At 64.9% G+C, this 24,290-nt stretch carries 22 protein-coding genes and 1 other RNA gene; 18 read left to right on the top strand and 5 right to left on the bottom strand.

Annotated elements, in window-relative coordinates; translation table 11 throughout:
- Positions 1-61: 61 nt before the first annotated feature.
- The 9 genes from rplM (at position 62) to VUG52_RS22370 (ending at position 11,379) form a co-directional block, all read left to right on the top strand.
- On the top strand, positions 62-490 hold the full coding sequence (gene rplM, locus VUG52_RS22410; RefSeq protein ID WP_008097538.1) for a 50S ribosomal protein L13: 429 nt from the start codon (positions 62-64) through the stop codon (positions 488-490).
- Positions 491-504: 14 nt separating this feature from the next.
- Positions 505-897: a 30S ribosomal protein S9 gene (rpsI, locus tag VUG52_RS22405; protein WP_003260797.1), complete on the top strand. Its 393-nt coding sequence runs from the start codon at positions 505-507 to the stop codon at positions 895-897.
- A 265-nt stretch (positions 898-1,162) separates the two neighbouring features.
- Positions 1,163-1,756 carry a ubiquinol-cytochrome c reductase iron-sulfur subunit gene (petA, locus tag VUG52_RS22400; RefSeq protein WP_023628711.1) on the top strand — a complete coding sequence of 198 codons (594 nt, stop codon included), beginning with the start codon at positions 1,163-1,165 and terminating at the stop codon, positions 1,754-1,756.
- Positions 1,756-2,967, top strand: coding sequence for a cytochrome b (locus VUG52_RS22395; protein ID WP_046857021.1), 1,212 nt, complete (start codon positions 1,756-1,758; stop codon positions 2,965-2,967). The genes petA and VUG52_RS22395 overlap by 1 nt, the downstream gene beginning before the upstream one ends.
- The gene (locus VUG52_RS22390; protein ID WP_050703833.1) at positions 2,967-3,746 is read left to right on the top strand and encodes a cytochrome c1; all 780 of its coding nucleotides are present in this window, start codon (positions 2,967-2,969) and stop codon (positions 3,744-3,746) included. The genes VUG52_RS22395 and VUG52_RS22390 overlap by 1 nt, the downstream gene beginning before the upstream one ends.
- Before the next feature lie 116 nt (positions 3,747-3,862).
- Entirely contained in the window at positions 3,863-4,486 is a 624-nt protein-coding gene (locus VUG52_RS22385) for a glutathione S-transferase N-terminal domain-containing protein (protein WP_050703834.1), read from the top strand.
- 12 nt (positions 4,487-4,498) lie between these two features.
- The gene (locus tag VUG52_RS22380) at positions 4,499-4,918 is read left to right on the top strand and encodes a ClpXP protease specificity-enhancing factor (RefSeq protein WP_050703835.1); all 420 of its coding nucleotides are present in this window, start codon (positions 4,499-4,501) and stop codon (positions 4,916-4,918) included.
- A 286-nt stretch (positions 4,919-5,204) separates the two neighbouring features.
- Positions 5,205-8,204 carry an autotransporter serine peptidase EprS gene (gene eprS, locus VUG52_RS22375; RefSeq protein ID WP_331832088.1) on the top strand — a complete coding sequence of 1,000 codons (3,000 nt, stop codon included), beginning with the start codon at positions 5,205-5,207 and terminating at the stop codon, positions 8,202-8,204.
- A 160-nt stretch (positions 8,205-8,364) separates the two neighbouring features.
- Positions 8,365-11,379, top strand: coding sequence for an autotransporter domain-containing protein (locus VUG52_RS22370; RefSeq protein ID WP_156329580.1), 3,015 nt, complete (start codon positions 8,365-8,367; stop codon positions 11,377-11,379).
- A 64-nt stretch (positions 11,380-11,443) separates the two neighbouring features.
- On the opposite strand, the gene VUG52_RS22365 is transcribed toward VUG52_RS22370, so the two are convergent.
- The 5 genes from VUG52_RS22365 to VUG52_RS22345 all read right to left on the bottom strand — a co-directional run bounded on the left by VUG52_RS22365 (position 11,444) and on the right by VUG52_RS22345 (position 15,165).
- Positions 11,444-11,662: a YgdI/YgdR family lipoprotein gene (locus tag VUG52_RS22365; protein ID WP_050703838.1), complete on the bottom strand. Its 219-nt coding sequence runs from the start codon at positions 11,660-11,662 to the stop codon at positions 11,444-11,446.
- Between the two features lie 58 nt (positions 11,663-11,720).
- Positions 11,721-12,299, bottom strand: coding sequence for a BON domain-containing protein (locus tag VUG52_RS22360; RefSeq protein WP_050703839.1), 579 nt, complete (start codon positions 12,297-12,299; stop codon positions 11,721-11,723).
- The gene (locus tag VUG52_RS22355) at positions 12,296-12,889 is read right to left on the bottom strand and encodes a phosphoheptose isomerase (RefSeq protein WP_050703840.1); all 594 of its coding nucleotides are present in this window, start codon (positions 12,887-12,889) and stop codon (positions 12,296-12,298) included. Before VUG52_RS22355 ends, VUG52_RS22360 begins: the two co-directional genes overlap by 4 nt.
- Positions 12,890-12,976: 87 nt before the next feature.
- On the bottom strand, positions 12,977-13,348 hold the full coding sequence (locus VUG52_RS22350) for a YraN family protein (RefSeq protein WP_050703841.1): 372 nt from the start codon (positions 13,346-13,348) through the stop codon (positions 12,977-12,979).
- Entirely contained in the window at positions 13,348-15,165 is a 1,818-nt protein-coding gene (locus tag VUG52_RS22345) for a penicillin-binding protein activator (protein WP_050703842.1), read from the bottom strand. The genes VUG52_RS22350 and VUG52_RS22345 overlap by 1 nt, the downstream gene beginning before the upstream one ends.
- Positions 15,166-15,353: 188 nt before the next feature.
- Between VUG52_RS22345 and rsmI the strand changes: the two genes are divergently transcribed.
- The 9 genes from rsmI to mraY all read left to right on the top strand — a co-directional run bounded on the left by rsmI (position 15,354) and on the right by mraY (position 24,287).
- Positions 15,354-16,229, top strand: coding sequence for a 16S rRNA (cytidine(1402)-2'-O)-methyltransferase (gene rsmI / locus VUG52_RS22340; protein WP_050703843.1), 876 nt, complete (start codon positions 15,354-15,356; stop codon positions 16,227-16,229).
- 67 nt (positions 16,230-16,296) lie between these two features.
- Positions 16,297-16,656, top strand: an RNA gene (gene rnpB, locus VUG52_RS22335) — RNase P RNA component class A.
- Between the two features lie 309 nt (positions 16,657-16,965).
- Complete coding sequence (gene mraZ, locus VUG52_RS22330; protein WP_011535546.1) at positions 16,966-17,421, top strand: division/cell wall cluster transcriptional repressor MraZ; 456 nt, start codon at positions 16,966-16,968, stop codon at positions 17,419-17,421.
- Positions 17,418-18,365 (top strand): 16S rRNA (cytosine(1402)-N(4))-methyltransferase RsmH, encoded by a 948-nt coding sequence (gene rsmH, locus VUG52_RS22325; RefSeq protein WP_050703844.1) that lies wholly within the window; start codon positions 17,418-17,420, stop codon positions 18,363-18,365. Before mraZ ends, rsmH begins: the two co-directional genes overlap by 4 nt.
- Positions 18,362-18,655 carry a cell division protein FtsL gene (gene ftsL, locus VUG52_RS22320; RefSeq protein ID WP_028689746.1) on the top strand — a complete coding sequence of 98 codons (294 nt, stop codon included), beginning with the start codon at positions 18,362-18,364 and terminating at the stop codon, positions 18,653-18,655. Before rsmH ends, ftsL begins: the two co-directional genes overlap by 4 nt.
- Entirely contained in the window at positions 18,655-20,382 is a 1,728-nt protein-coding gene (locus VUG52_RS22315) for a peptidoglycan D,D-transpeptidase FtsI family protein (protein ID WP_162232950.1), read from the top strand. Before ftsL ends, VUG52_RS22315 begins: the two co-directional genes overlap by 1 nt.
- Positions 20,382-21,845, top strand: a complete 1,464-nt coding sequence (locus VUG52_RS22310) for a UDP-N-acetylmuramoyl-L-alanyl-D-glutamate--2,6-diaminopimelate ligase (RefSeq protein WP_331832085.1) — start codon at positions 20,382-20,384, stop codon at positions 21,843-21,845. The genes VUG52_RS22315 and VUG52_RS22310 overlap by 1 nt, the downstream gene beginning before the upstream one ends.
- On the top strand, positions 21,838-23,205 hold the full coding sequence (locus tag VUG52_RS22305) for a UDP-N-acetylmuramoyl-tripeptide--D-alanyl-D-alanine ligase (RefSeq protein WP_050703847.1): 1,368 nt from the start codon (positions 21,838-21,840) through the stop codon (positions 23,203-23,205). The genes VUG52_RS22310 and VUG52_RS22305 overlap by 8 nt, the downstream gene beginning before the upstream one ends.
- Entirely contained in the window at positions 23,205-24,287 is a 1,083-nt protein-coding gene (gene mraY, locus VUG52_RS22300) for a phospho-N-acetylmuramoyl-pentapeptide-transferase (protein WP_028689742.1), read from the top strand. Before VUG52_RS22305 ends, mraY begins: the two co-directional genes overlap by 1 nt.
- Positions 24,288-24,290: the final 3 nt, after the last annotated feature.

The following is a 24,290-nucleotide window of genomic DNA, read 5'->3' as shown; positions in this document are numbered from 1 at the left end:
TGCACTATCCAGTAAGATTCGCCGTCTATTTTTCGCTGGGCGGCCTCTGAGGCTTTAGAGAATGAAAACTTTTACTGCTAAACCGGAAACAGTAAAGCGCGAGTGGTTCGTAGTCGACGCCGCTGGTCAGACCCTGGGTCGTCTGGCTACCGAAATCGCTAGCCGCCTGCGTGGCAAGCACAAGCCAGAATACACCCCTCACGTTGACACCGGCGACTACATCGTCGTCATCAACGCCGAGCAAATCCGTGTGACTGGTGCCAAGTCTTCCGACAAGATGTACTACTCCCACTCCGGCTTCCCGGGCGGTATCAAGGAAATCAACTTCGAGAAGTTGATCGCCAAGGCCCCTGAGCGTGTTATCGAAACCGCGGTCAAAGGCATGCTGCCGAAGAATCCGCTGGGTCGCGACATGTACCGCAAGCTGAAAGTGTACGCGGGTGCAGCTCACCCACACACTGCTCAGCAGCCTCAAGAACTGAAGATCTAACGGGATAGTTCATTATGTCGGCGACTCAAAACTACGGCACTGGCCGTCGCAAGACCGCAACCGCACGTGTATTCCTGCGTCCGGGCACTGGCAACATTTCCATCAACAACCGTTCTCTGGACGTGTTCTTCGGCCGCGAAACCGCTCGCATGGTTGTTCGCCAGCCGCTGGAACTGACCGAGACCGTTGAGAAGTTCGACATCTACGTCACCGTTTCCGGTGGTGGTGTCAGCGGTCAAGCCGGTGCAATCCGCCACGGCATCACCCGCGCCCTGATGGAATACGACGAAACCCTGCGTGGCGCCCTGCGTCGTGCTGGCTACGTCACCCGCGACGCTCGTGAAGTCGAGCGTAAGAAAGTGGGTCTGCGTAAAGCGCGTAAGCGTCCTCAGTACTCCAAGCGTTAATACCGCTTCGGCAGTCGAAAAAAGCCCGGTTCCTTTTTGGAACCGGGCTTTTTTTATGTCTTGAACTAACCTCTCTGTCAGTCCGTGGCCGTTTGTCGCATAGACACAGATCAAGCAAAGCGAGGGTTGTAGCCCGACGAGCGGGTAATCACCTTGTCAGCGTGTGGGTTTGTTCCTTACCATTGCGGCCAATTTTTAGTGCCACAGACATACCTAAGTAGATGCCTGTTAGAGCAGGCCAAGCAAGCTGATGGGAGAGGACTGAATGAGCAATGACGGCGTCAACGCAGGCCGGCGCCGCTTCCTCGTAGCCGCGACATCCGTGGTCGGGGCAGCGGGGGCAGTGGGGGCTGCGGTACCGTTCGTGGGGTCATGGTTTCCCAGTGCCAAGGCGAAAGCCGCAGGGGCACCGGTGAAGGTCAATATCGCCAAGGTCGAGCCCGGCCAGCAGATGGTGGCCGAGTGGCGCGGTCAACCTGTATTCATCGTGCGGCGAACGGAAGAGATCCTCGGCAATCTGAAAAAGATCACCGGTGAGCTGTCCGACCCCGAATCCAAGGCGTCGGTGCAGCCGACCTACGTCGATCCGCAAGTTCGCTCGATCAAGCCCGAGATCCTCATCCTGGTCGGCCTGTGCACGCACCTGGGCTGCTCGCCGACGTTCCGTCCTGAAGTCGCTCCCGCCGACCTCGGCCCGAAATGGGTCGGTGGCTATTTCTGCCCGTGCCACGGTTCGCACTACGACCTCGCCGGGCGCGTCTACAAGTCCCAGCCGGCGCCTCTCAACCTGCCAGTGCCACCGCACTCGTACGAGTCGGACGAAATCATCGTCATCGGCGTCGATCAGGAGAACGCATGATGAGCAAGTTCATGGAGTGGATCGATGCGCGCTTCCCCGCGACGAAGATGTGGGAAGACCATCTGAGCAAGTATTACGCGCCCAAGAACTTCAACTTCCTGTACTTCTTCGGCTCCCTGGCGCTGCTGGTGCTGGTCAACCAGATCGTCACCGGCGTGTGGCTGACCATGAGTTTCACCCCCTCGGCGGAAGAGGCCTTCGCCTCGGTCGAGTACATCATGCGCGACGTCGAGTACGGCTGGATCCTGCGCTACCTGCACTCCACCGGCGCCTCGGCGTTCTTCATCGTGGTCTACCTGCACATGTTCCGCGGGTTGCTCTACGGCTCCTACCAGAAGCCACGCGAACTGGTCTGGCTGTTCGGCATGCTGATCTACCTGGCGCTGATGGCCGAGGCGTTCATGGGCTACCTGCTGCCATGGGGTCAGATGTCCTATTGGGGCGCCCAGGTGATCATCTCGCTGTTCGGCGCGATCCCGGTCATCGGTGACGACCTGACCCAGTGGATCCGCGGTGACTACCTGATCTCCGGCATCACCCTTAACCGCTTCTTCGCCCTGCATGTGGTGGCCCTGCCGATCGTGATCCTCGGCCTGGTGGTGCTGCACATCCTGGCGTTGCACGAAGTGGGGTCGAACAACCCCGATGGCGTGGACATCAAGAAGAAAAAGGACGAGAACGGCATCCCGCTGGATGGTATCCCGTTCCACCCGTACTACACCGTCAAGGATATCGCCGGCGTGGTGGTGTTCCTCTTCGTGTTCTGTGCGGTGGTGTTCTTCTTCCCGGAAATGGGTGGCTACTTCCTGGAAAAACCGAACTTCGAACAGGCCAACGCCTTCAAGACGCCTGAGCACATCGCACCGGTGTGGTACTTCACGCCGTTCTACGCGATCCTGCGTGCGGTGCCCGACAAACTGTTCGGGGTCATCGCCATGGGCGCCGCCATCGCCGTGCTGTTCGTGTTGCCCTGGCTTGACCGCAGTCCCGTGCGCTCCATGCGCTACAAGGGCTGGCTGAGCAAGATCTGGTTGCTGGTGTTCTGCGTGTCCTTCGTCATCCTTGGCGTGCTGGGCGTACTGGCGCCAACCCCGGGGCGTACCTTGTTGTCGCAGGTGTGCACGGTGTTGTACTTCGCCTACTTCCTGCTGATGCCGTTCTACACAAGGCTCGAGAAGACCAAACCGGTTCCGGAAAGGGTGACTGGCTGATGAAAAAGTTGATTGCAGTATGCTTGCTGGCACTGATGCCTAGCCTTTCGTTTGCCGCCGAACATGGCCTGGAGCTGGACAAGGTCGATATTGACCTGACCGACAAGGCCGCGATGCAGGATGGCGCGCGCACCTTCGCCAACTATTGCATGGGTTGCCACAGTGCCAAGTTCCAGCGTTACGAGCGCGTCGCCGACGACCTGGGGATCCCGCATGAGCTGATGCTCGAGAACCTGGTGTTCACCGGCGCCAAGATCGGCGACCACATGAAGATCGGCATGCAGCCGAACGATGCCAAGACCTGGTTCGGCGCCGCGCCGCCCGACCTGACCCTGGTCGCCCGGGTGCGTGGCAACGACTGGCTGTACACCTACCTGCGCAGCTTCTACGAGGACAAGTCGCGGCCATACGGGGTGAACAACAAGGTCTTCCCCAACGTCGGCATGCCCAACGTGCTGGTGGGCCTGCAGGGCAACCAGGTGATCGGTTGCAAGCAGGTGCAGACCGAGGTCGATGGCAAGAAGCAGTTCGACCCGCTGACCGGCAGCCCGCTGACCCATGAGGCGTGCGACCAGCTGACCGTGGAGGAGAAATCCGGTACCCTGACGGCCGAGCAGTTCGACGAGAAGGTCAAGAACCTGGTGACCTTCCTGGCCTATTCGGCCAACCCGGTCAAACTGGAAAGCCAGCGCATCGGTACCTACGTGTTGCTGTACCTGGCTTTCTTCTTCGTGTTCGCCTACTTGCTCAAGCGCGAATACTGGAAGGACGTGCACTGATCACGCAGTAGTTTCTGGTAGTTGAACGCGCCCGGGGGGCTCCAGCGATAGTGCTGGGGCGCCCCGGGCGCGTTTTCATTTAAGTTTTACAAGCATCCCGTGCGAGGAGGCGCTACATGGGCGCAACCAACAGGTTAGCCTGCTATTCCGACCCCGCTGATCATTACTCTCATCGGGTCCGCCTGGTGCTCGCGGAGAAAGGCGTCACGGTGCAGATCATCGATGTCGACGCCAATCGCCTGCCGCCCAAGCTGATTGAAGTGAACCCTTACGGCAGCTTGCCGACCCTGGTCGATCGCGACCTGGCGCTGTACGAGTCGACCGTGGTGATGGAGTACCTCGAGGAGCGTTATCCGCACCCGCCGCTGATGCCGGTCTACCCGGTGGCCCGGGGCAACAGCCGCCTGCTGATGCACCGCATCCAGCGTGACTGGTGCGCCCTGGCCGACACCGTGCTCGATGCGCGCAGCAGCGATGCGGCACGCACCCAGGCGCGCAAGGAACTGCGCGAGAGCCTGACCGGCGTGGCCCCGCTGTTCGGCGAGATGGCCTGCTTCATGAGCGAGGAGCAAAGCCTGGTCGATTGCTGTCTACTGCCCATTCTCTGGCGTTTGCCGGTGATGGGGATCGAATTGCCGCGGCAGGCCAAGCCGCTGCTGGACTACATGGAGCGACAGTTCGCCCGCGAGCCTTTCCAGGCGAGCCTGTCCGCTGCCGAACGTGAAATGCGCAAGGTTTAAGAGGAACCGTTGATGAACTCCAGTCGCCCCTATCTGGTTCGTGCGCTATACGAGTGGATCGTCGACAACGATTGCACGCCGCATATGCTGGTCAATGCCGAGTATCCGGCGGTCCAGGTACCCCAGGGTTTCGCCAGCGATGGCCAGATCGTCCTGAACATCTCCCCCAGTGCCGTGCGCAGCCTGCACATGGACAACGAGGCGGTGAGCTTCGAAGGCCGCTTCGGCGGCGTGGCACACTCGCTCTATGTGCCGGTCGGCGCCATCCTCGGGATCTACGCCCGGGAGAACGGCCAGGGCATGGTCTTCGAGCTGGAGCCGCCGCTCGAGGACGAGGATGACCTTGAAGACGATGCCGTGGAGCCGGATGACCAGGGGCCGCCCGAGCCGCCGCGCCCGAGTGGCCGTCCAAGCCTGAAGGTGGTCAAGTAACTGCGCCGTCAGAAGATCCCGGCCGCTGCGCGAGCCTCATGGAGCGCATGCCTGTGTTTTGTGACAGCTGTTGGCTATTTATTAACGCCGATTGACATATCGTAATCAATTTCAGAAGCTCACGACTTGCAGCCGAAGGCTGCCTCCAGGCCTGAGGCCGAAGTAACCTGGCCAGGGGCGGGAAACCGCCTCTGGCTCGATGGGGCCTTGCGGCCAGGCAATGCAGCGACACACCGGTCGACCCAGGACGGGCGACCCGACAACAAAAACAAGAGAAGTCATCGACATGGATGTGAGATGTGATCAGCTCAAGGCGCTGACGGGCACCCTGTGCCTGGCGTTCGCCACCGGACTGCCGCTGTCTGCTGCGGCGGCCTACCAGGAAACCGGTCGCCCGGGCGACCCCGCCAGCTGGCGGTCGGCCGAGTACCAGCAGGACTGGGGCCTGGAGCGCATGCAGGCGAGCCAAGCCTATGCCGCCGGCATCACCGGCGCCGGGGTCAGCATCGGCGCCCTGGACTCGGGGTTCGATGCCGCCCATCCCGAAGCCAGTCCCGGACGTTTTCACTCGGTTACCGCCACCGGCCAGTATCTGGACGGCACTCCGTTCAGCGTGTCCGGGGTGCTCAATGGCGCCAACGATAGCCATGGCACCCATGTCACCGGCACCCTGGGTGCGGCCCGTGATGGCACTGGCATGCATGGCGTGGCCTTCAATGCCCAGGTCTACGTGGGCAATACCAACCACGACGACAAGTTTTTGTTCGGTCCCGGCCCTGACCCCAAGTATTTCAAGGCGGTCTACGATGCCCTGGTGGACGCCGGTGTGCGGGCCATCAACAACAGCTGGGGCAGCCAGCCCAAGGATGTCAGCTACCAGACCCTGGACGGCTTGCGCGCGGCCTACGCCCAGCATTTTCAGCAGGACACCTGGCTCGACGCCGCCGGCGACGTGGCGCGCCGCGGCGTGATCAACGTATTCAGCGCCGGCAACAGCGGCTATGCCAACGCCAGCGTGCGCTCGGCGCTGCCGTACTTCCAGCCGGAGCTGGAAGGTCACTGGCTGGCGGTGTCGGGCCTGGACAAGAACAACCAGCAGAAATACAACCAGTGCGGCATCGCCAAGTACTGGTGCCTGGCGACCCCGGGCGCGGCGATCAGCAGTACCGTGCCCGGTGGCGGCTACGCCACCTACAACGGCACCTCGATGGCCGCGCCCCACGCCACTGGGGCCTTGGCCCTGGTCATGCAGCGCTATCCCTACCTGAACAACCAGCAGGCCCTGCAAGTGCTGCTGACCACCTCGCGCCAGCTCGACGGCTCGCCTACCCAGGGGCCCAGCGAGCGGGTGGGCTGGGGCGTCCCGGACCTGGGCCGGGCGTTGCACGGCCCCGGGCAGTTGCTGGGTGAATTCGACGTCAACCTGGGGCGCGGGCAGGGCGATACCTGGAGCAACGGCATCTCCGACCAGGCCTTGGTGCAGCGTCAAAGCGAGGACGCCGCGGAACGCCAGGCCTGGCAGCAGACCCTCAAGGATCGCGGCTGGGAGCATGGCCTGGCAGCGGGGGCCAGCCAGCAGGATCGCAGCGACTATGCCTTGGGCATGGCCCGCGACGCGGCTGCCGCGCAGCGGGTCTACCAGGGCAGCCTGGTCAAGTCCGGGGCTGGCTGGCTCGAGCTCACGGGGGACAGCAGCTACCGCGGCCCGACCCGCGTCGATGGCGGTCTGCTGGCGGTCAACGGCAGCCTGCAATCGGCGGTGACGGTCAACGCCGGCGGTACCCTGGGCGGCAACGGGCGAATCGGCGCCCTGACCGCCAGCGCCGGGGGCGTGGTGGCCCCGGGTAATTCCATCGGCACCTTGAATGTCGCTGGCAACCTGGACTTGCAGCCGGGCTCGACCTACCGGTTGGAACTGTCGCCCACGGCCAGCGACCGGCTCGTCGTTGCTGGCCAGGCCAGTGTCGGCGGCGCCAATCTCAGCCTGGAGCCCCAGGCGCGGCCCAACCTGTTGGCCGGCGGCCCGGTATCCAGTCTGGTGGGGCGCCAGTTCGACATCCTGCAGGCCGCGGGTGGCGTCAACGGGCGCTTCGCCCAGGTCGAGCCCGACTATCTGTTCCTGGGGACCTTCCTCGATTATTCGGCCAACGGCGTGCAACTGGACGTGACGCGCAGCGCCACGACGTTCGCCAGCGTCGGCGCCACGCCCAACCAGCGCGCCAGTGGCGGTGCCGTCGAGCGGTTGGGGCCGGGCAATCCCGTGTATGAAAGCCTGCTGCTTTCGACCTCGGCGGACCAGGCCCGGGAAGGCCTGCGTCAGCTGGCCGGGGAGATCTACCCGGCGCTGGACTCGATGCTGCTCAGCCAGGGCTCGGTCTTGCGCGACACCTTGGGCGAGCGCATGCAAGGTCCTGCACTGAATGCCAGCGTTTCTGGAACGAGTGCCAGCGAGCCAGGTTCGACCCAGCTCTGGCTCAAGGGCCTGGGCAGTTGGGGGCGCATCGAGGGCGTGGAGGGCAGCGAGTCCTATACCAGCTCCCTGGGCGGTGTGCTGCTGGGCGTGGACCATGACCTTGACGATCAGACCCGGGCCGGCCTGGCCGCAGGCTACAGTGACAGCTCCCTGGGCATGGGCGGCAGCCACTCCCGGGCCACGGTCGACAGCTACCACCTGGGCGCCTATGTCCGCCATGACCTGGACCCGTTGCGCCTGAGCCTGGGTGCCAGTCACAGCTGGCACCGTGCCGAGGTTCGGCGCGACCTGACCTATGGCGAGGTGTCCGGCCGCCAGCGCGCACGGATCGATGCCCGCAGCCAGCAGCTGTTTGCCGAGGCGGCCTATCGCCTGGCGTTACCGGCGGTGCAGCTGGAGCCTTTCGCCAACCTGACCTACCAGCACCTGGACCGCGACGGCTTCCACGAGAAAGGCGATGCCGCGGCGCTGCATGCCGGTGACGAACAGCGTGATGCCTGGCTCAGCACCTTGGGCCTGCGTGGGCGCCAGCAATGGCAACTGGGCCCGCAACAAGACCTGCAGTTGGCGGCAAGCCTGGGCTGGCAGCACCGCCTGAGCGGCACCCAGGATCGCGAGCACCTGGCCTTCGCCGGCAGCGACCTGCCGTTTCGGGTGGAGACTGCGCCGGCCTTGCGCGATGCCGCGCTGGTGGGACTGCAGGCACGGGTAGGGCTGACCCGCGACCTGGACCTGAGCCTGGACTACCAGGGGCGCCTGGCCAGTCGTGAACAACAGCATGGCGCGGGGCTCAACCTGCAATGGCGGTTCTGAAACGCCCTGGCGCGGGTTGGGCCAGGCGTTGCAACACGGAGTGTGACCAACGCGGTACTAAACCAAAACAAAACTAAGGAAGGTTGTAGTGAAGCAAGTCAGAAAGGATGACAGCGCACTCGCGCAGGGCTGGGCCCTGGCCCCGTTGGGGCGGGCATTGATGGGTTGGGCGGCGTTGATGGGCACGGCCCAAGCCGCGCCCTATGTGGAAAGTGGCCGGCTGGGCGACGCCAGCAGCTGGCGCAGCAGCGAGTTCAAGGCCGACTGGGGGCTGGGGGCGATCCACGCCGACAGCGCCTATGCCGCCGGCTACAGCGGCAAGGGGGTGAAGCTGGGGATCTTCGACCAGCCGGTCTACGCCAAGCACCCCGAGTTTGCCGGCAAGGACAAGATCGTGACCCTGGTCACCAGCGGCATCCGCCAGTACACCGACCCCTATATCCCGGTGAAGGCCGGCGATGCGTTCCGTTATGACGGCAGCCCATCGGTGGGCTCGGACGGCAAGCTCGGCTCCCACGGCACCCACGTCGGCGGGATCGCCGCCGGCAACCGGGATGGCGAGTCGATGCACGGCGTGGCCTACGATGCGCAGATCATCAGCGCCGACAACGGTGACCCCGGTCCCGAGGACGGCATCGTCCTGGGCAACGATGGCGCGGTATACAAGGCCGGCTGGGACAGCCTGGTGGCCAGCGGCGCGCGGATCATCAACAACAGCTGGGGCATCGGCATCACCGACCGCTTCGCCAAGGGGGGGCGCAATCCGGACTTCCCGCATTTCACCGTGGACGATGCCCGGGCACAGTTCGCGCAGATCCAGCCGCTGCTGGGCACCTTGCCCGGCGGTGCCTATGACGGGGCTATCGCCGCCGCCCGCAGCGGGGTCCTGACGATCTTCGCCGCCGGCAACGACTACAACCTGAACAACCCCGATGCGATTGCCGGTCTGGCCTATTTCGTCCCGGACATCGCCCCGAACTGGATGACCGTGGCGGCGTTGCAGCAGAACCCCGACACCAGCAGCGCCAACCCGTACCTGGCCAGCACGTTCTCTTCCCGTTGCGGCTATACCGCGAGCTTCTGCGTATCGGCCCCCGGCACCCGCATCTACAGCGCGGTGATCGGCGGCACCAGCCTGGAAGATCTGACCCAGGGCTACGCCAACAAGAACGGCACATCCATGGCCGCGCCCCATGCCGCCGGTGCGGCGGCGGTATTGATGGAGCGCTTCCCCTACATGAGCGGCGCACAGATCGCCAGCGTGCTGCGCACCACCGCCACCGACATGGGCGCGCCTGGCATCGACGCCTTGTACGGTTGGGGCATGATCAACCTGGACAAGGGGATCCGCGGTCCGGGCATGTTGGTCACCGAACAGGATATCCCCGAGGAGTTCCGCATCGCCGGTGGCTACGGCCCGAGCCAGTTCGTGGTCGATCTGCCGGGTGTAGGCGCCGTGGTGGATGCTGGCAGGCCGACCCAGCGAGTCTGCAACGACCTTAGCTGCGTGCTGGACCTGTGGAGCAACGATATTTCCGGCCATGGCGGCCTGACCAAGCAGGGTATCGGTACCCTGGTGCTCAGCGGCAACAACACCTATGCCGGGCCGACCCTGGTCAACCAGGGGCGGCTGGCGGTCAATGGCTCGCTGCAATCGACGGTGACGGTCAATGACGGCGGCGTGCTGGGTGGCAATGGCCGGATCGGCGCGCTGGTGGTCAACCGTGGTGGCGTGGTGGCGCCAGGCAACTCCATCGGTACCTTGCGCGTGGGCTCCGACGTGACCTTCCAGCCGGGCTCGACCTATGCCGTGGAAGTGGATGCCACTGGCGCCGACCGTCTGGTCAGTGATGGCACGGTTTCGGTAAACGGCGCGAACCTGGCCCTGGATCTGCAGAACCCTGGGGTTTCACTGCAGTCGCAGCAGGCAACCAGCCTGGTGGGGCGTCAGTTCGACATCCTGCAGGCCGCAGGCGGCGTGCAGGGCGGTTTCGCCGCTGTGCAGTCCAACCTGCTGTTCCTTGGGGGTGGCCTGGCCTATACCGGCACCGGGGTGCAGCTGGCGGTGCAACGTAGTGCCAGCTTCGCCAGTGTCGGCTTGACCGCCAACCAGCGTTCGGTGGCCGCAGCCGCCGATCAGCTCGGCGCGGGCAACCCGGTCTATGAGAGCCTGCTGTTGTCGGCTGATGCCGGGAGCGCCCGGCAGGCGTTCGACCAACTGTCCGGTGAAATCCACCCGGCGGTGGGCAACCTGCTGCTCAACGACAGTCGCCAGTTGCGCGACGCCGTGGGCGAGCGTACCCGCCAGCAGGGCGTCGCCGCTGCACCGGCCTTGGACGGTCAGGGCAACGGCCTGTGGGTCAAGGCCCTGGGGGCCTGGGGCAAGGCCGACGGTGACTCCGGGCATGCGCGCTACAGCAGTTCGATCGGCGGCATGCTGCTGGGTGTCGATGGGCAGATGAGCGAGGACACCCGCCTAGGCGTCTTCACCGGCTACAGCGACAGCTCGCTGAGCATGGGCGATGGTCGTCATTCTTCGGCCAGCGTCGACAGCTACCACCTGGGTGCCTATGCCGGCAAGGAACTTGAGCAGGTGCGCCTGAGCCTGGGCGGCAGCCACAGCTGGCACCGCATCGAGACCAAGCGCGAGCTGCAGTACAACGAGGTCAGCGATCGCCAGAAGAACAAGCGTGATGCGCAGAGCACCCAGGTGTTCGGCGAGGCCGCCTGGAAGGTCGCGGTGCCGGGCATGGCCCTGGAGCCGTTCGCCAACCTGGCCTATGTGCATATCGCCACTGACAGCTTCAAGGAACATGGCGGCGCCGCCGCGCTCAAGGGTGGGCGGGATAACCGTGATGCCTGGCTCTCGACCCTGGGCATGCGCGCCGGCAAGCAGCTGCAATTGTCCGGCGGCCAGGCGGTGGAGCTTTCCGCCACCCTGGGCTGGCAGCACAACCTGAGTTCCACCGGGTCCGACCAGCACCTGGCCTTTGCCGGCCAGGGCGATACCTACAAGGTCCAGGCGCTGTCCCTGGACCGTGATGCGGCGGTGGTCGGCGCACGCGCGGGGATCAGCCTGGGGCGTCAGGCCCGGGTCAACCTCGACTACAATGGACTGCTGGGTAGCCGCGACAAGAGCCACGGGGTCGGCCTGACCCTGGACTGGGCGTTCTGAGGCCCTGAAAAGCAAAACGCCCGATGCTGTGCATCGGGCGTTTTGCTTGAACAGCCATTCGCAATTACAGGTCCTTGATGCTCTGCACCTGGTCCTTGTTGATGCGGGTCGGCTTGCCGTCCAGTTGCTTGAACTCGTAGAAACCGGAGTTGCGGTCGAAGTGCGGCGTGTCGGTAGTCTGCAGTTCGCGACCATCGTTGAGGGTGATCACGCTCGGGGTGGAGCAGCCGGCCAGGGTGGCGAAGGCGCCGATCAGCAGGGCGGGCAGCAGCAGCTTGTTCATGGGGGACTTCCTGGATCAGAGGGAAAAGGCGAGCGTCATGACGCCCGCCGAAGGGTTGTCAGTCGATGTATTCGAACAATTTGACGATCTTCTGCACGCCCGACACACCCTGCACCACGTTGGTGGCGGCGTTGGCCTCCTGCTGCCGGACCAGGCCGAGCAGGTAGACAATACCGTTCTCGGTGATCACCTTGATGCGCGAGCTGGGGACGCTTTCGTCGGTCAGCATCTGGGTCTTGATCTTGGTGGTCAGCCAGGCGTCGTTGTTGCGCGCCAGGATCGACGACGGTTGTATCACCTGCAGCTCGTTATGCACCTTCTTGACCCGCTGCACCTGGCCGGCGGTCTGCTCGGCAAGGGACTTGAGGTCGGCGCGCGGGGTCTGGCCGGCGAGCAGCACCACGCCGTTGTAGCTGCTGACGACGATGTGCGAGCCCTTGTCCAGCTCAGGGTTGGCCTTGGCGATGTTGACCGAGACCTTGGTCTCGATCAGCGAATCGTCGATCTTGCTGCCGATGGTGCGGGTGCCGCGGTCGTCCTCGATCGGCGAATTGCGGGTCGAGGTCAGCACGGAACTGCACCCGGAGACACCCAGGCACAGGGTTAGGGCCATCAGGCCGAGACGCTTGGAGATCATTCTTCACTCCCGAACAGTTGGCTGTCGATCAGGTCGCACAGACAGTGGATCGCCAGCAGGTGGACTTCCTGAATGCGTGCGGTCACGGTCGAGGGTACGCGGATTTCCACGTCCTCGGGCAGCAGCAGCGAGGCCATGCCGCCGCCATCGCGCCCGGTCAGGGCAACGACGATCATTTCGCGGTCATGGGCGGCCTGGATCGCCTGGATCACGTTGGCCGAGTTGCCGCTGGTGGAGATCGCCAGCAGAACGTCGCCGGGCTGGCCCAGGGCGCGGATCTGCTTGGAGAAGACTTCGTTGTAGCTGTAGTCGTTGGCGATCGAGGTGAGCGTGGAGCTGTCGGTGGTCAGGGCGATGGCCGGCAGGCTCGGGCGCTCGCGCTCGAAGCGGTTGAGCAGCTCCGACGAGAAATGCTGGGCGTCGCCGGCCGAGCCGCCGTTGCCGCAGGCGAGCATCTTGCCGTCGTTGAGCAGGGTGTTGACCATGACCAGGCTGGCCTGCTCGATGTAGGGTGCCAGGATGTCCATTGCCTGTTGCTTGGTGTCGATGCTGTTCTGGAACAGTCGGCGGATTCGGGATTGCATGTCCATCTGGGTGACCTTAAGAGGGGCGGTGGCCTTTGCTACGCGCAACAGTGACCAGCCCGCGAAACATAGAGCTAGAAAATCGAATTGGGTTCAGCATTCGAAGGCATTTTTCAGCCATTGAAGCGGTTGCCCCGCATGCCCCTGGCCCTGCAGGGCGACCACGTCGAAACGGCAGGGGTGGGTGGCTAAGCGGGGTGCTTGCTGCAGGAAGAGGTTGGCGGCCAGCGCCAGTCGCTGCTGCTTGCGCCCATCGATACTGGCGAGCGCTCCGCCGAACTCCGCATGCAACCGGTAGCGGACTTCGACGAATACTACTGTATCGGCATCGAGCATGACCAGATCGAGCTCGCCCCGCTTGCATCGCCAGTTGCGCGCCAGCAGCCGAAGGCCTTGCCCCTGAAGGTACTCAAGGGCGTGGTCTTCGGCGGCCTGGCCGGCATGGCTGGGCGATGCGCCGGGCATCAGCGCGGCGTGTCCGGCAGGCGCTTGACCTGGCCGCCGGCGAACTCGGCCCACGGCAGCTGGCGCTCGACGCGCTGGCTGGCGTTCATGCTCAGGCTGCCCGACAGGCCTTCGACGCGGTTGTCCGGCAGTGCCTTGAGCTGGCCCAGGCGTGGCGCCAGGCTGTAGGCGTCGACGCCCATGGCGTACAGGCGGCCGAGGCTGCCGGCGGCCTGCGGCCACTGCTGCACGACCTGCTGGCGCAGGCTGTTGCTGCTGTCCAGCAGCCACGGCGTTTCGCAGAAGCGGATGCCGTTCATGTCGTTGTACTGGTTCACGTCGCCGCTGGCGCTGTACAGGTTGGAGGTGGCGTACACCGGCACGTCACCGGCGTACTGGAAGTTCAGCGTCGGCTTGATCTGCTGGGCCTGTTGCGGCGTCGAGGCGAGGAAGATGAAGTCGATGTCCTGGCGACGCGAAGGCTGGGCGGCGATGTTGCCGCCGACGGTGCTCTGCAGGCTCTTGGCGCGGCCTTCGCTCTGGCGCAGCTGGAACAGGTCGGCGATCTGCTGGGCGAGGGCGACCGGCTGGGCGATGCGCTGGGCGCTGATCAGGGTGCCGCCATTGCCTTCCCAATCCTGGCGGAAGGCGGCGAGCACGCGGTCGCCCCATTCACCGCTCGGCACCAGGGCCACGGCGCGGACCATGCCGTCGGCGCGGGCGCGGCGGGCGACTTCGCGGGCTTCGTCCTCGGCGGCCAGGCCGAACTGGAACAGTTGCGGCGGGGCTTTCTGGCCGGCGTCAGCGTAGTTCAGGGCCAGGGTGGTGATGGGCAGTTGCGGGTAGGCGGCGAGTTTCTTGACCAGCGGTTTTTCCAGCGGGCCGACCACCAGTTGCACGCCTGCGGCCTGGGCCTGGCGGTAGAAGTCATCGAGGGAGGTGATGCGCGAGCTGTCGAACACTTGCACGGCCGGGGCCGGCTGGCCACCTTGCTGGGCCTGGAAGTGGGCGGCCATGAAGCCGTCGCGCAGGGCGCGGGCGACACCGGCCAGCGGACCCTCTTGAGGCAGCAGCAGGGCGATCTTGGTCAGTGGCTGGCTGGCCAGTTCCTTGAGCTTGACCAGGGCGGTCGGCAGTTGCTTGGCCGCCGGGTGCTCCGGGTGTTGTTGGCGCCAGCTGTCGATGGCGGCCTGTTGCTGTTCCAGGGTGCCGGCGCGCTTCACGGCGAGGGCCAGGCTGGTCCAGCCGGCCAGGGTCTCGTTGGCGGCGGGCTGCTGCAGCTGTTCGGCGGGCAGCGAGGCGACTAGGGCCCAGGTCGCGTCGTTGTTGGCGGCGGCGGCCTGCTCGCTGAGCAGCGGCGCCAGCAGCACGCGCTGCTGGGCGGCGGCCAGGGCCTGGCCGTCGGCCTCGAGGGCGGCGGCATGGACGCTGTAGGTGCGTGCCTGCTGCTCGGCCGGCAGTTCGCCGACGCGCTGCAGGCTCGGGTGGCCGAGGGCGGTCAGGGCGGCCTTGGGCTGGTTGCGGCTCATCGCCAGTTCCGCGGCCAGGGTCGAGGCGAACACCTGCTGGGCGGGCTTGAGCGGTTCCAGCTGGACCTGCTCGAGGATCCGGGCCGCGCGCGGGAAGTCCTTCTGCTTGTATGCCAGGTCCGCGGCGCTCAGGCGCAGCAGGGCCGCGTCCTCGGCGGACTTGCTGGAGGCCGCCTTCTCGAGCAGTTGCTCGATGCTGGCGTCCGGGGTGCGCGGCAGTTCGCCCAGGCTGGATGAGGGCGAGCTGGCGCAGGCTGCCAGCAGGGCAGCGAGGCAGAGGGCTGTGAGCAGCCGCAGACAAGCGATCATGTAAAGGTCCTGTTACTCGATCAAGTTGGCCGGCAATTGTACCCAAGCGGGGGGCGGGGCGCGATCTCGTCGACACTGATCCTTCACTATAGGTGGCCGCCGGCTGCGCCGGGGGTGAAGTTCTTTGCGCCCTGTTACCGGCGCTCGGGCTACAATGCGACCTTTGATCCGGAAAGCAGGTGTGCGCAGTGACTGATGTTGCAGGGGTTTCGAAATCCACGTTGGGCAAGCTGTACGTCGTCGCCACGCCCATCGGCAACCTCGACGACATGAGCGCCCGGGCGCTCAAGGTGCTGGCCGACGTGAGCCTGATCGCCGCCGAGGACACCCGTCACTCGGTGCGCCTGCTGCAGCATTTCGGCATCGACACGCCGCTGGCGGCCTGCCATGAGCACAACGAGCGCGACGAAGGCGGGCGCTTCATCACCCGCCTGCTGGCCGGCGACGATGTGGCGCTGGTGTCCGATGCCGGCACGCCGCTGATTTCCGACCCGGGCTATCACCTGGTGCGCCAGGCGCGGGCCGCCGGGGTGCAGGTGGTGCCGGTGCCTGGCGCCTGCGCGCTGATCGCCGCGCTGTCGGCGGCGGGGCTGGCGTCGGACCGCTTCATCTTCGAGGGGTTCCTGCCGGCCAAGGCCGCCGGGCGCAAGGCGCGCCTGGAGCAGGTCAGGGAAGAGCCGCGCACGCTGATCTTCTATGAGGCGCCGCATCGCATCCTCGAATGCCTGCAAGACATGGAGGCGGTGTTCGGCGGCGAGCGTCCGGCGCTATTGGCCCGTGAGATCACCAAGACCTTCGAGACCCTGAAGGGTTTGCCCCTGGCCGAGCTGCGCGCGTTCGTGCAGGACGACAGCAACCAGCAGCGTGGCGAGTGCGTGGTATTGGTGGCTGGCTGGAGCGCGCCGGAGGGCGAGCAGGCGATCAGCGCCGAGGCCCAGCGCGTGCTGGACTTGCTGCTGGCCGAGCTGCCGTTGAAGAAGGCCGCAGCATTGGCGGCCGAGATTACCGGAGTACGCAAGAACCTGCTCTACCAGTTGGCGCTGGAGAAACAGAAATCCCATTAATGGCGTAATGGTATTATTTGTCACATCGCTTGTTCTTGGGCGCGCCTACCGGTAACCTTGGCGGCGGAGAGTCGATCGGACAGTCGCTGCCGTCTTTTGTTCCGCAAGAGGCGGGGGAGGAAAGTCCGGGCTCCATAGGGCAGAGTGCCAGGTAACGCCTGGGAGGCGCGAGCCTACGGAAAGTGCCACAGAAAACAACCGCCTAAGCACTTCGGTGCCGGTAAGGGTGAAAAGGTGCGGTAAGAGCGCACCGCACGGCTGGCAACAGTCCGTGGCTAGGTAAACCCCACTCGGAGCAAGACCAAATAGGGTTCCATACGGCGTGGCCCGCGTCGGAACCGGGTAGGTTGCTAGAGGCGTCCAGTGATGGCCGTCGTAGAGGAATGACTGTCCTCGACAAAACCCGGCTTACAGATCGACTCTCCACCTCTTCCCTCCCTGCTTGAATCGATAGCAGAAGCGTCCTGGTAATACCGAAAAATTCTTACTCTTAATAAATCACTTTAACTTCGCACTCTATCCGCTTGAGTGTGTTTGATTTTTCCCGTCAGTTTTCTTCTCCGGCAATCCTTCCACCTTCCTTTGTTGAGCTAAATCGCCGTCCTGTAAGGGATTTCCTTATGAACGTGCCTTGACGGTGTGGCGGGCGGATTCCTATAGTGTGCGCAAGTGGCAGAAAGTGGGATGAAGTGGGTTTTCTGACACAAAAAAGCTAACATTGTGGGGAATCGCAGCCGTGTTCCGCGGAGCCAACGCCGTCAGCCTCGATGCCAAGGGCCGTCTCGCCATGCCGAGCCGGTACCGTGACGAGCTCGATTCGCGTTGCAATGGTCAACTGATCGTGACCATCGACGCCGTTGACCCCTGCTTGTGTGTTTATCCCCTCGATGAGTGGGAACAGATAGAAGCCAAGTTGCGCGCCTTGCCGTCGTTGCGTGAGGAAAACCGTCGCCTGCAGCGTTTGCTGATCGGTAACGCGGTTGACCTGGAGCTCGATGGCAGCGGACGTTTCCTGGTGCCGCCGCGCCTGCGTGAGTACGCCAAGCTGGACAAGAAGGCGATGCTGGTGGGGCAGCTGAACAAATTCCAGCTGTGGGATGAGGATGCCTGGAACGCGGTTTCGGCAGCCGACCTTGCAGCTATTCAACAACCGGGCGCCATGCCCGATGATTTGCGTGACCTGATCCTGTGACCATAGATAGCGGCTTCAACCACATCACCGTCCTCCTCGACGAAGCCGTCGAGGCCTTGGCCCTGCGCGCCGACGGTTGCTATCTGGACGGCACCTTCGGGCGCGGCGGCCACAGCCGCCTGATCCTCAGCAAGCTCGGGCCGCAAGGGCGGCTGCTGGGGTTCGACAAGGATCCACAGGCGATTGCCACCGGGCAAGCGCTGGCGGCCGAAGACGGCCGCTTTGTCATTGTGCAGCGCAGCTTTGCCGAGCTGGGCGCCGAAGTGGCCGAGCGCGGCCTGGCAGGCAAGGTCAGCGGCATCCTGCTCGACCTGGGCGTGTCTTCGCCGCAGCTCGATGACCCGGAGCGTGGCTTCAGTTTCCTCAACGACGGCCCGTTGGACATGCGCATGAACCCGAACCAGGGCATCAGCGCCGCCGAGTTCATCGCCACTGCGCCGGTCGAGGAAATCGCCCGTGTGTTCAAGGAATATGGCGAGGAGCGTTTCGCCGGGCGCATGGCGCGTGCCGTGGTCGAGCGTCGCGAGAAGCAGCCGTTCACCCGTACCGCCGACCTGGCCGAAGTGCTCAAGGTCGCCAACCCGGCCTGGGAGAAGGGCAAGAATCCGGCAACCCGCGCCTTCCAGGGCCTGCGTATTCACGTCAACAACGAACTGGGTGACCTTGAGACGGGCCTTGAAGCCGCGCTCGATGCCCTCGAAGTGGGCGGCCGCCTGGCGGTGATCAGCTTCCACTCGCTGGAAGACCGTATCGTCAAACTGTTCATGCGCAAGCTGGTCAAGGGCGAGGCGGACAACCTGCCGCGCAACCTGCCGGTGCAGCACAAGACCTTCGAGCCGAAGATCAAGCTTATCGGCAAGGCGCAGTTCGCCTCCGAAGCCGAGCTCAAGGCCAACCCGCGATCGCGCAGCGCCGTGATGCGGGTGGCGGAGAAGTTGCGGTGAGCCGGCTGTTTGCCAAACCTTTGCCAGGCGGAAGCTTCCTGATGCTTCTGCTGTTCGTCGCCGTCCTGATTTCGGCCATTGCCGTCTCCTATAGCGCCCACTGGAACCGCCAGCTGCTCAACACCCTGTACGGTGAACTGAGCGAGCGCGACAAGGCCCAGGCCGAGTGGGGCCGGCTGATCCTCGAGCAAAGCACCTGGACCGCCTCCAGCCGTATCGAGAGCCTGGCCTCCGAGCAGCTCAAGATGCGCGTGCCCGCCGCTGACGAAGTGCGGATGGTGGCGCCATGATGAAACTCGAGGGTGCACTCTACCCCTGGCGGTTCAGGGTGGTGATCGGCTTGCTGGCGCTGATGGTCGGTGCCATCTGCTGGCGCATCATCGACCTGCAGGTGGTCGACCGTGACTTCCTCAAGGGCCAGGGCGATGCCCGCAGCCTGCGCCATATTCCCATTCCCGCGCACCGCGGCCTGATCACCGACCGCAACGGCGAGCCGCTGGCCGTCAGTACCCCGGTCACTACCTTGTGGGCCAACCCCAAGGAAATGCAGGCGGCCAAGGAACGCTGGCCGCAACTGGCCGCCGCGCTCGGGCAGAACCCGCAGCAGCTGACCGAACGCCTCACCCAGCAGGCCAGCAAGGAATTCATCTACCTGGTCCGCGGCCTGACCCCGGAGCAGGGCCAGCACGTGCTCGACCTGAAGGTGCCGGGCGTCTACGGCCTGGAAGAGTTCCGCCGCTTCTATCCGGCAGGCGATGTCACCGCGCACATGGTCGGCTTCACCGACCTGGACGACCATGGCCGTGAAGGCGTCGAGCTGGCCTACGACGAATGGCTCGCCGGGGTGCCCGGCAAGCGGCAGGTGATCAAGGACCGGCGCGGCCGGCTGATCAAGGACATCCAGGTAACCAAGAACGCCAAGGCCGGCAAGACCTTGGCGTTGTCGATAGACCTGCGTCTGCAATACCTGGCCACCCGCGAACTGCGCAACGCCATCGCCGAACAGGAAGCCAAGGCCGGCAGCCTGGTGATCATGGACGTCAAGACCGGCGAGGTCCTGGCCATGGTCAACCAGCCGACCTACAACCCGAACAACCGCCGCAGCATGTTCCCGGCGGCCATGCGCAACCGGGCGATCATCGACGTCTTCGAACCGGGCTCGACGGTCAAGCCGATCTCCATGAGCGCCGCGCTGCAGAGCGGCCGCTGGAAACCCACCGACAAGGTCGAGGTGTATCCGGGCAGCCTGCAGATCGGCCGCTACACCATCAAGGACGTGTCCAGGAGCGAGGGCCCGATCCTCGACCTGACGGGTATCCTGATCAACTCGTCCAACGTCGGCATGAGCAAGATCGCCTTCGATATCGGTGGCGAAGCCATCTACCGGGTGATGTCCCAGGTCGGTCTGGGCCAGTACACCGGCCTGGGCTTCCCAGGTGAACGCGTCGGCAACCTGCCCAACCACCGCGAGTGGCGCAAGGCCGAGACCGCGACCCTGTCGTACGGCTACGGCGTGTCGGTGACCGCCCTGCAACTGGTGCATGCCTACGCCGCGCTGGCCAACGACGGAAAGATGGTGCCGCTGTCGATCCTCAAGGTCGACAAGGCGCCGGAAGCCGTGCAGGCGATCCCCAAGGAAACCGCCGAGACCGTGCAGGCCATGCTGCAGCAGGTGATCGAGGCGCCGCGCGGGGTGTTCCGCGCCCAGGTGCCGTTCTATCACGTGGGTGGCAAGTCGGGTACCGCGCGCAAGGCCACCGTCGGCTCCAAGGGCTACACCGAGAACGCCTACCGCTCGCTGTTCGCCGGCTTCGGCCCGATGAGCGACCCGCGCTACGCCATCGTCGTGGTCATCGACGAGCCGAGCAAGGGCGGCTACTTCGGCGGCCTGGTCTCGGCCCCCGTATTCAGCAAAGTAATGTCGGGCACCTTGCGCCTGATGAATGTACCGCCGGACAACCTGCCGCCTTCGACGCAGCAAGCCAGCGCAGTACCCGCCAAGGGAGGGCGAGGTTGATGACGATGCCATTGAGCAAACTGTTCGCCCATGCCAGCCGCGATCCGTTGATCCGCGAACTGACCCTGGACAGCCGCGCCGTGCGTCCGGGCGACCTGTTCCTGGCCGTGCCGGGGGCCAAGGTCGATGGCCGCGCGCACATCGCCGATGCCCTGGCCCGTGGCGCCGCCGCGGTGGCCTATGAAGAGCAGGGCGCCAGCGTGCTGCCGCTCACCGATGCGCCGCTGATTCCGGTCAAGGGCCTGATCGGTCAGTTGTCGCAGATCGCCGGGCGCTTCTATGGCGAGCCGAGCCGTCAGCTCGACCTGGTCGGCGTGACCGGTACCAACGGCAAGACCAGTGTGACCCAGCTGCTGGGCCAGGCGCTCGACGCCCTGGGCAAGCGCTGTGGCCTGATCGGCACCCTCGGCACCGGCTTCTACGGCGAGTTGCAGAGTGGCCGCCTGACCACGCCGGACCCGATCGCCGTGCAATCGACCTTGAACGACCTGAAAAAGGGCGGCGCCAAGGCCGTGGCCATGGAGGTTTCCTCCCATGCCCTCGAACAGGGTCGGGTGGCCGCGCTGGACTTCGATATCGCGGTGATGACCAACCTGTCCCGTGATCACCTGGACTACCACGGCAGCATGGAGGCCTACGAGGCCGCCAAGGCCAAGTTGTTCGCCTGGCCAAGCCTGCGCGCCCGGGTGGTCAACCTGGATGATGACTTTGGGCGTCGCCTGGCAGACGCTCCTGCCACATCGCGCCTGATCAGCTACAGCCTGCAGGATTCGGCAGCGACGCTGTACTGCAAAGAGGCTGTTTTCAACGATGATGGCGTGCGCGCCGTGATCGTCACCCCGCAGGGCGAGCATGTCCTGCGCAGCCGCCTGCTGGGGCGTTTCAACCTGAGCAACATGCTGGCGGCGGTAGCCACGCTGATGGCGCTGGATTATCCGCTGGACGAAATTCTCAAGGTCACCCCGCAACTGCACGGGCCGGTCGGCCGCATGCAGCGCCTGGGTGGCGGTGACAAGCCGTTGGTGGTGGTCGATTACGCCCACACCCCGGATGCCTTGGAAAAAGTACTTGAAGCGCTACGTCCGCACGCTCATGGCAAGCTGCTGTGCCTGTTCGGCTGTGGTGGCGATCGTGACGCCGGCAAGCGTCCGCTGATGGCCGAAGTGGCCGAGCGCCTGGCCGACCGTGTGCTGGTCACCGACGACAACCCGCGTAGCGAAGACCCGCTGCGGATCTTCGACGATATTCGCCCCGGTTTCGCCAAGCCTGCGGCCGTCGCGTTCGTCGCTGGCCGTGGCGCGGCCATTGCCCAGCTGATCGCCAGTGCGAGTGTCGACGACGTGATCGTCTTGGCAGGCAAGGGGCACGAGGATTACCAGGAGATCAATGGCCAGCGCCATGACTTCTCCGACCTGGTCGAAGCCGACAAGGCACTTGCAGCCTGGGAGGCGCCACATGCTTAAGCCAATGATTCTCAGCCAGCTGACCGGTGCCCTGGGTGCGCGCCTGGCAGGCGCCGACGCCAGCTTCACCGGTGTGAGCATCGACAGCCGCACCGTCGCTGCCGGCCAACTGTTCGTCGCCCTGACCGGCCCGCGCTTCGATGGCCACGACTACCTGGCCGACGTGAAAGCCAAGGGCGCGGTCGCCGCGCTGGTCGAGCGCGAAGTCGCCGGTGTCGACCTGCCGCAGCTGCTGGTCGCCGACTGCCGCGTCGCCCTCGGTCAGCTCGGCGCGCTGAACCGTGCCGCCTTCGACAAGCCGGTGGTGGCCATCACCGGTTCCAGCGGCAAGACCACGGTCAAGGAAATGCTCGCCGCGATCCTGCGCACCCGCGGGCCGGTGCATGCCACCCGGGGTAACCTGAACAACGACCTCGGCGCACCGCTGACCCTGCTGGAGATCGCTCCGGAGCACAGCGCCGCGGTGATCGAGCTGGGCGCCTCGCGCATCGGCGAGATCCGCTACACCGTCGGCCTGACCCGGCCGCAGGTGGTGATCATCAACAACGCCGGTACCGCCCACGTCGGCGAGTTCGGTGGCCCGGAGAAGATCGTCGAAGCCAAGGGCGAGATCCTCGAAGGCCTGGGCGAGGGCGGCACGGCCATCCTCAACCTGGCCGACAAGGCGTTCGAGATCTGGCGCAAACGGGCGGGCGCTCATCGCATCTTCAGTTTCGCCCTGGACAATCCGCAGGCGGACTTCCACGCCAGTGATATCGGGCGCGATGCCCGTGGCTGCCCGTCGTTCACCCTGCACGGTCCGAGCGGCAGCGTCCCGGTGCAGTTGAACCTGCTCGGCACCCACAACGTCAGCAACGCCCTGGCCGCCGCCGCCGCCGCCCATGCCGTTGGTCTGAGCCTGAGCGGCATCGCCGCCGGCCTCGCTGCCGTGCAACCGGTCAAGGGCCGCACCGTGGCGCAGATCGCGCCCAGCGGCGTGCGGGTCATCGACGACAGCTACAACGCAAATCCCACCTCGATGTGCGCCGCCATTGATATACTCGCCGGCTTTTCCGGACGCACCGTTCTGGTGCTCGGGGATATCGGCGAACTGGGACAATGGGCCGAGGAAGGCCACCGCCAGGTGGGCGACTATGCCCGCGGCAAGGTCGACGCGCTGTACGCGGTGGGTACCAACATGGCCCATGCGGTCAAGGCGTTCGGCGCCAATGGCCGCCATTTCGCTACTCAAGCTGAGCTAATCGCTGCCGTTGGCGCCGAGAATACCAGCGATACCACTATCTTGATCAAGGGCTCGCGCAGCGCTGCGATGGAAAACGTCGTGGCCGCACTGTGTGGTGCCAGCGGGGAGAAACATTAATGCTGCTGCTGTTGGCTGAGTATCTGCAACAGTTCCACAAGGGCTTCGCGGTCTTTCAATACCTGACCCTGCGCGGGATCCTGGGTGTGCTGACCGCGTTGTCCCTGGCCCTGTGGTTGGGCCCGTGGATGATCCGTACCCTGCAGATCCGCCAGATCGGTCAGGCCGTGCGCAACGACGGCCCGCAATCGCACCTGTCCAAATCCGGCACCCCGACCATGGGCGGCGCGCTGATCCTGTCGGCCATTGCCATCAGCACCCTGCTGTGGGCCGACCTGACCAACCGCTACGTATGGGTGGTGCTGATCGTCACCCTGGCGTTCGGCGCCATCGGCTGGGTCGACGACTACCGCAAGGTGATCGAGAAGAACTCCCGCGGCCTGCCGAGCCGCTGGAAGTATTTCTGGCAGTCGGTGTTCGGCCTGGCCGCGGCGATCTTCCTGTACAAGACCGCGCCGACCAGCGTCGAGACCACGCTGATCATCCCGATGCTCAAGGACCTGGCGATTCCGCTGGGTGCCGGGTTCATCGTGCTGACCTATTTCGTCATCGTCGGTTCGAGCAACGCGGTCAACCTGACCGACGGCCTCGATGGCCTGGCGATCATGCCGACGGTGATGGTCGGCGGTGCCCTGGGTATCTTCTGCTACCTGTCGGGCAACGTGAAGTTCGCCGAGTACCTGCTCATCCCTTACGTGCCGGGTGCAGGCGAGCTGATCGTGTTCTGCGGCGCGCTGATCGGCGCCGGCCTGGGCTTCCTGTGGTTCAACACCTATCCGGCCCAGGTGTTCATGGGCGACGTCGGCGCCCTGGCGCTGGGCGCGGCCCTGGGCACCATCGCGGTGATCGTCCGCCAGGAAATCGTCCTGTTCATCATGGGCGGCGTGTTCGTGATGGAAACCCTGTCGGTGGTCATCCAGGTGGCTTCGTTCAAGCTCACCGGCAAGCGCGTGTTCCGCATGGCGCCGATCCACCACCACTTTGAACTCAAGGGTTGGCCTGAACCACGGGTGATCGTCCGCTTCTGGATCATCACCGTGATTCTGGTGCTGATTGGCCTTGCCACCCTGAAACTGAGGTAAACG

Source organism: Pseudomonas sp. LH21, from assembly GCF_036549575.1.
Lineage (GTDB): Bacteria > Pseudomonadota > Gammaproteobacteria > Pseudomonadales > Pseudomonadaceae > Aquipseudomonas > Aquipseudomonas peradeniyensis.
The sequence above is the reverse complement of the archived record's forward strand: the minus strand, read 5'-3'. Positions and strand labels throughout refer to the sequence as shown.

Coding starts and splice junctions, on each gene's coding strand:
- rplM (WP_008097538.1), top strand. CDS start 62: ATGAAAACTTTTACTGCTAAACCGGAAACAGTAAAGCGCGAGTGGTTC.
- rpsI (WP_003260797.1), top strand. CDS start 505: ATGTCGGCGACTCAAAACTACGGCACTGGCCGTCGCAAGACCGCAACC.
- petA (WP_023628711.1), top strand. CDS start 1,163: ATGAGCAATGACGGCGTCAACGCAGGCCGGCGCCGCTTCCTCGTAGCC.
- VUG52_RS22395 (WP_046857021.1), top strand. CDS start 1,756: ATGAGCAAGTTCATGGAGTGGATCGATGCGCGCTTCCCCGCGACGAAG.
- VUG52_RS22390 (WP_050703833.1), top strand. CDS start 2,967: ATGAAAAAGTTGATTGCAGTATGCTTGCTGGCACTGATGCCTAGCCTT.
- VUG52_RS22385 (WP_050703834.1), top strand. CDS start 3,863: ATGGGCGCAACCAACAGGTTAGCCTGCTATTCCGACCCCGCTGATCAT.
- VUG52_RS22380 (WP_050703835.1), top strand. CDS start 4,499: ATGAACTCCAGTCGCCCCTATCTGGTTCGTGCGCTATACGAGTGGATC.
- eprS (WP_331832088.1), top strand. CDS start 5,205: ATGGATGTGAGATGTGATCAGCTCAAGGCGCTGACGGGCACCCTGTGC.
- VUG52_RS22370 (WP_156329580.1), top strand. CDS start 8,365: ATGGGTTGGGCGGCGTTGATGGGCACGGCCCAAGCCGCGCCCTATGTG.
- VUG52_RS22365 (WP_050703838.1), bottom strand. CDS start 11,662: ATGAACAAGCTGCTGCTGCCCGCCCTGCTGATCGGCGCCTTCGCCACC.
- VUG52_RS22360 (WP_050703839.1), bottom strand. CDS start 12,299: ATGATCTCCAAGCGTCTCGGCCTGATGGCCCTAACCCTGTGCCTGGGT.
- VUG52_RS22355 (WP_050703840.1), bottom strand. CDS start 12,889: ATGGACATGCAATCCCGAATCCGCCGACTGTTCCAGAACAGCATCGAC.
- VUG52_RS22350 (WP_050703841.1), bottom strand. CDS start 13,348: ATGCCCGGCGCATCGCCCAGCCATGCCGGCCAGGCCGCCGAAGACCAC.
- VUG52_RS22345 (WP_050703842.1), bottom strand. CDS start 15,165: ATGATCGCTTGTCTGCGGCTGCTCACAGCCCTCTGCCTCGCTGCCCTG.
- VUG52_RS22315 (WP_162232950.1), top strand. CDS start 18,655: ATGAAACTCGAGGGTGCACTCTACCCCTGGCGGTTCAGGGTGGTGATC.
- VUG52_RS22310 (WP_331832085.1), top strand. CDS start 20,382: ATGACGATGCCATTGAGCAAACTGTTCGCCCATGCCAGCCGCGATCCG.
- VUG52_RS22305 (WP_050703847.1), top strand. CDS start 21,838: ATGCTTAAGCCAATGATTCTCAGCCAGCTGACCGGTGCCCTGGGTGCG.
- mraY (WP_028689742.1), top strand. CDS start 23,205: ATGCTGCTGCTGTTGGCTGAGTATCTGCAACAGTTCCACAAGGGCTTC.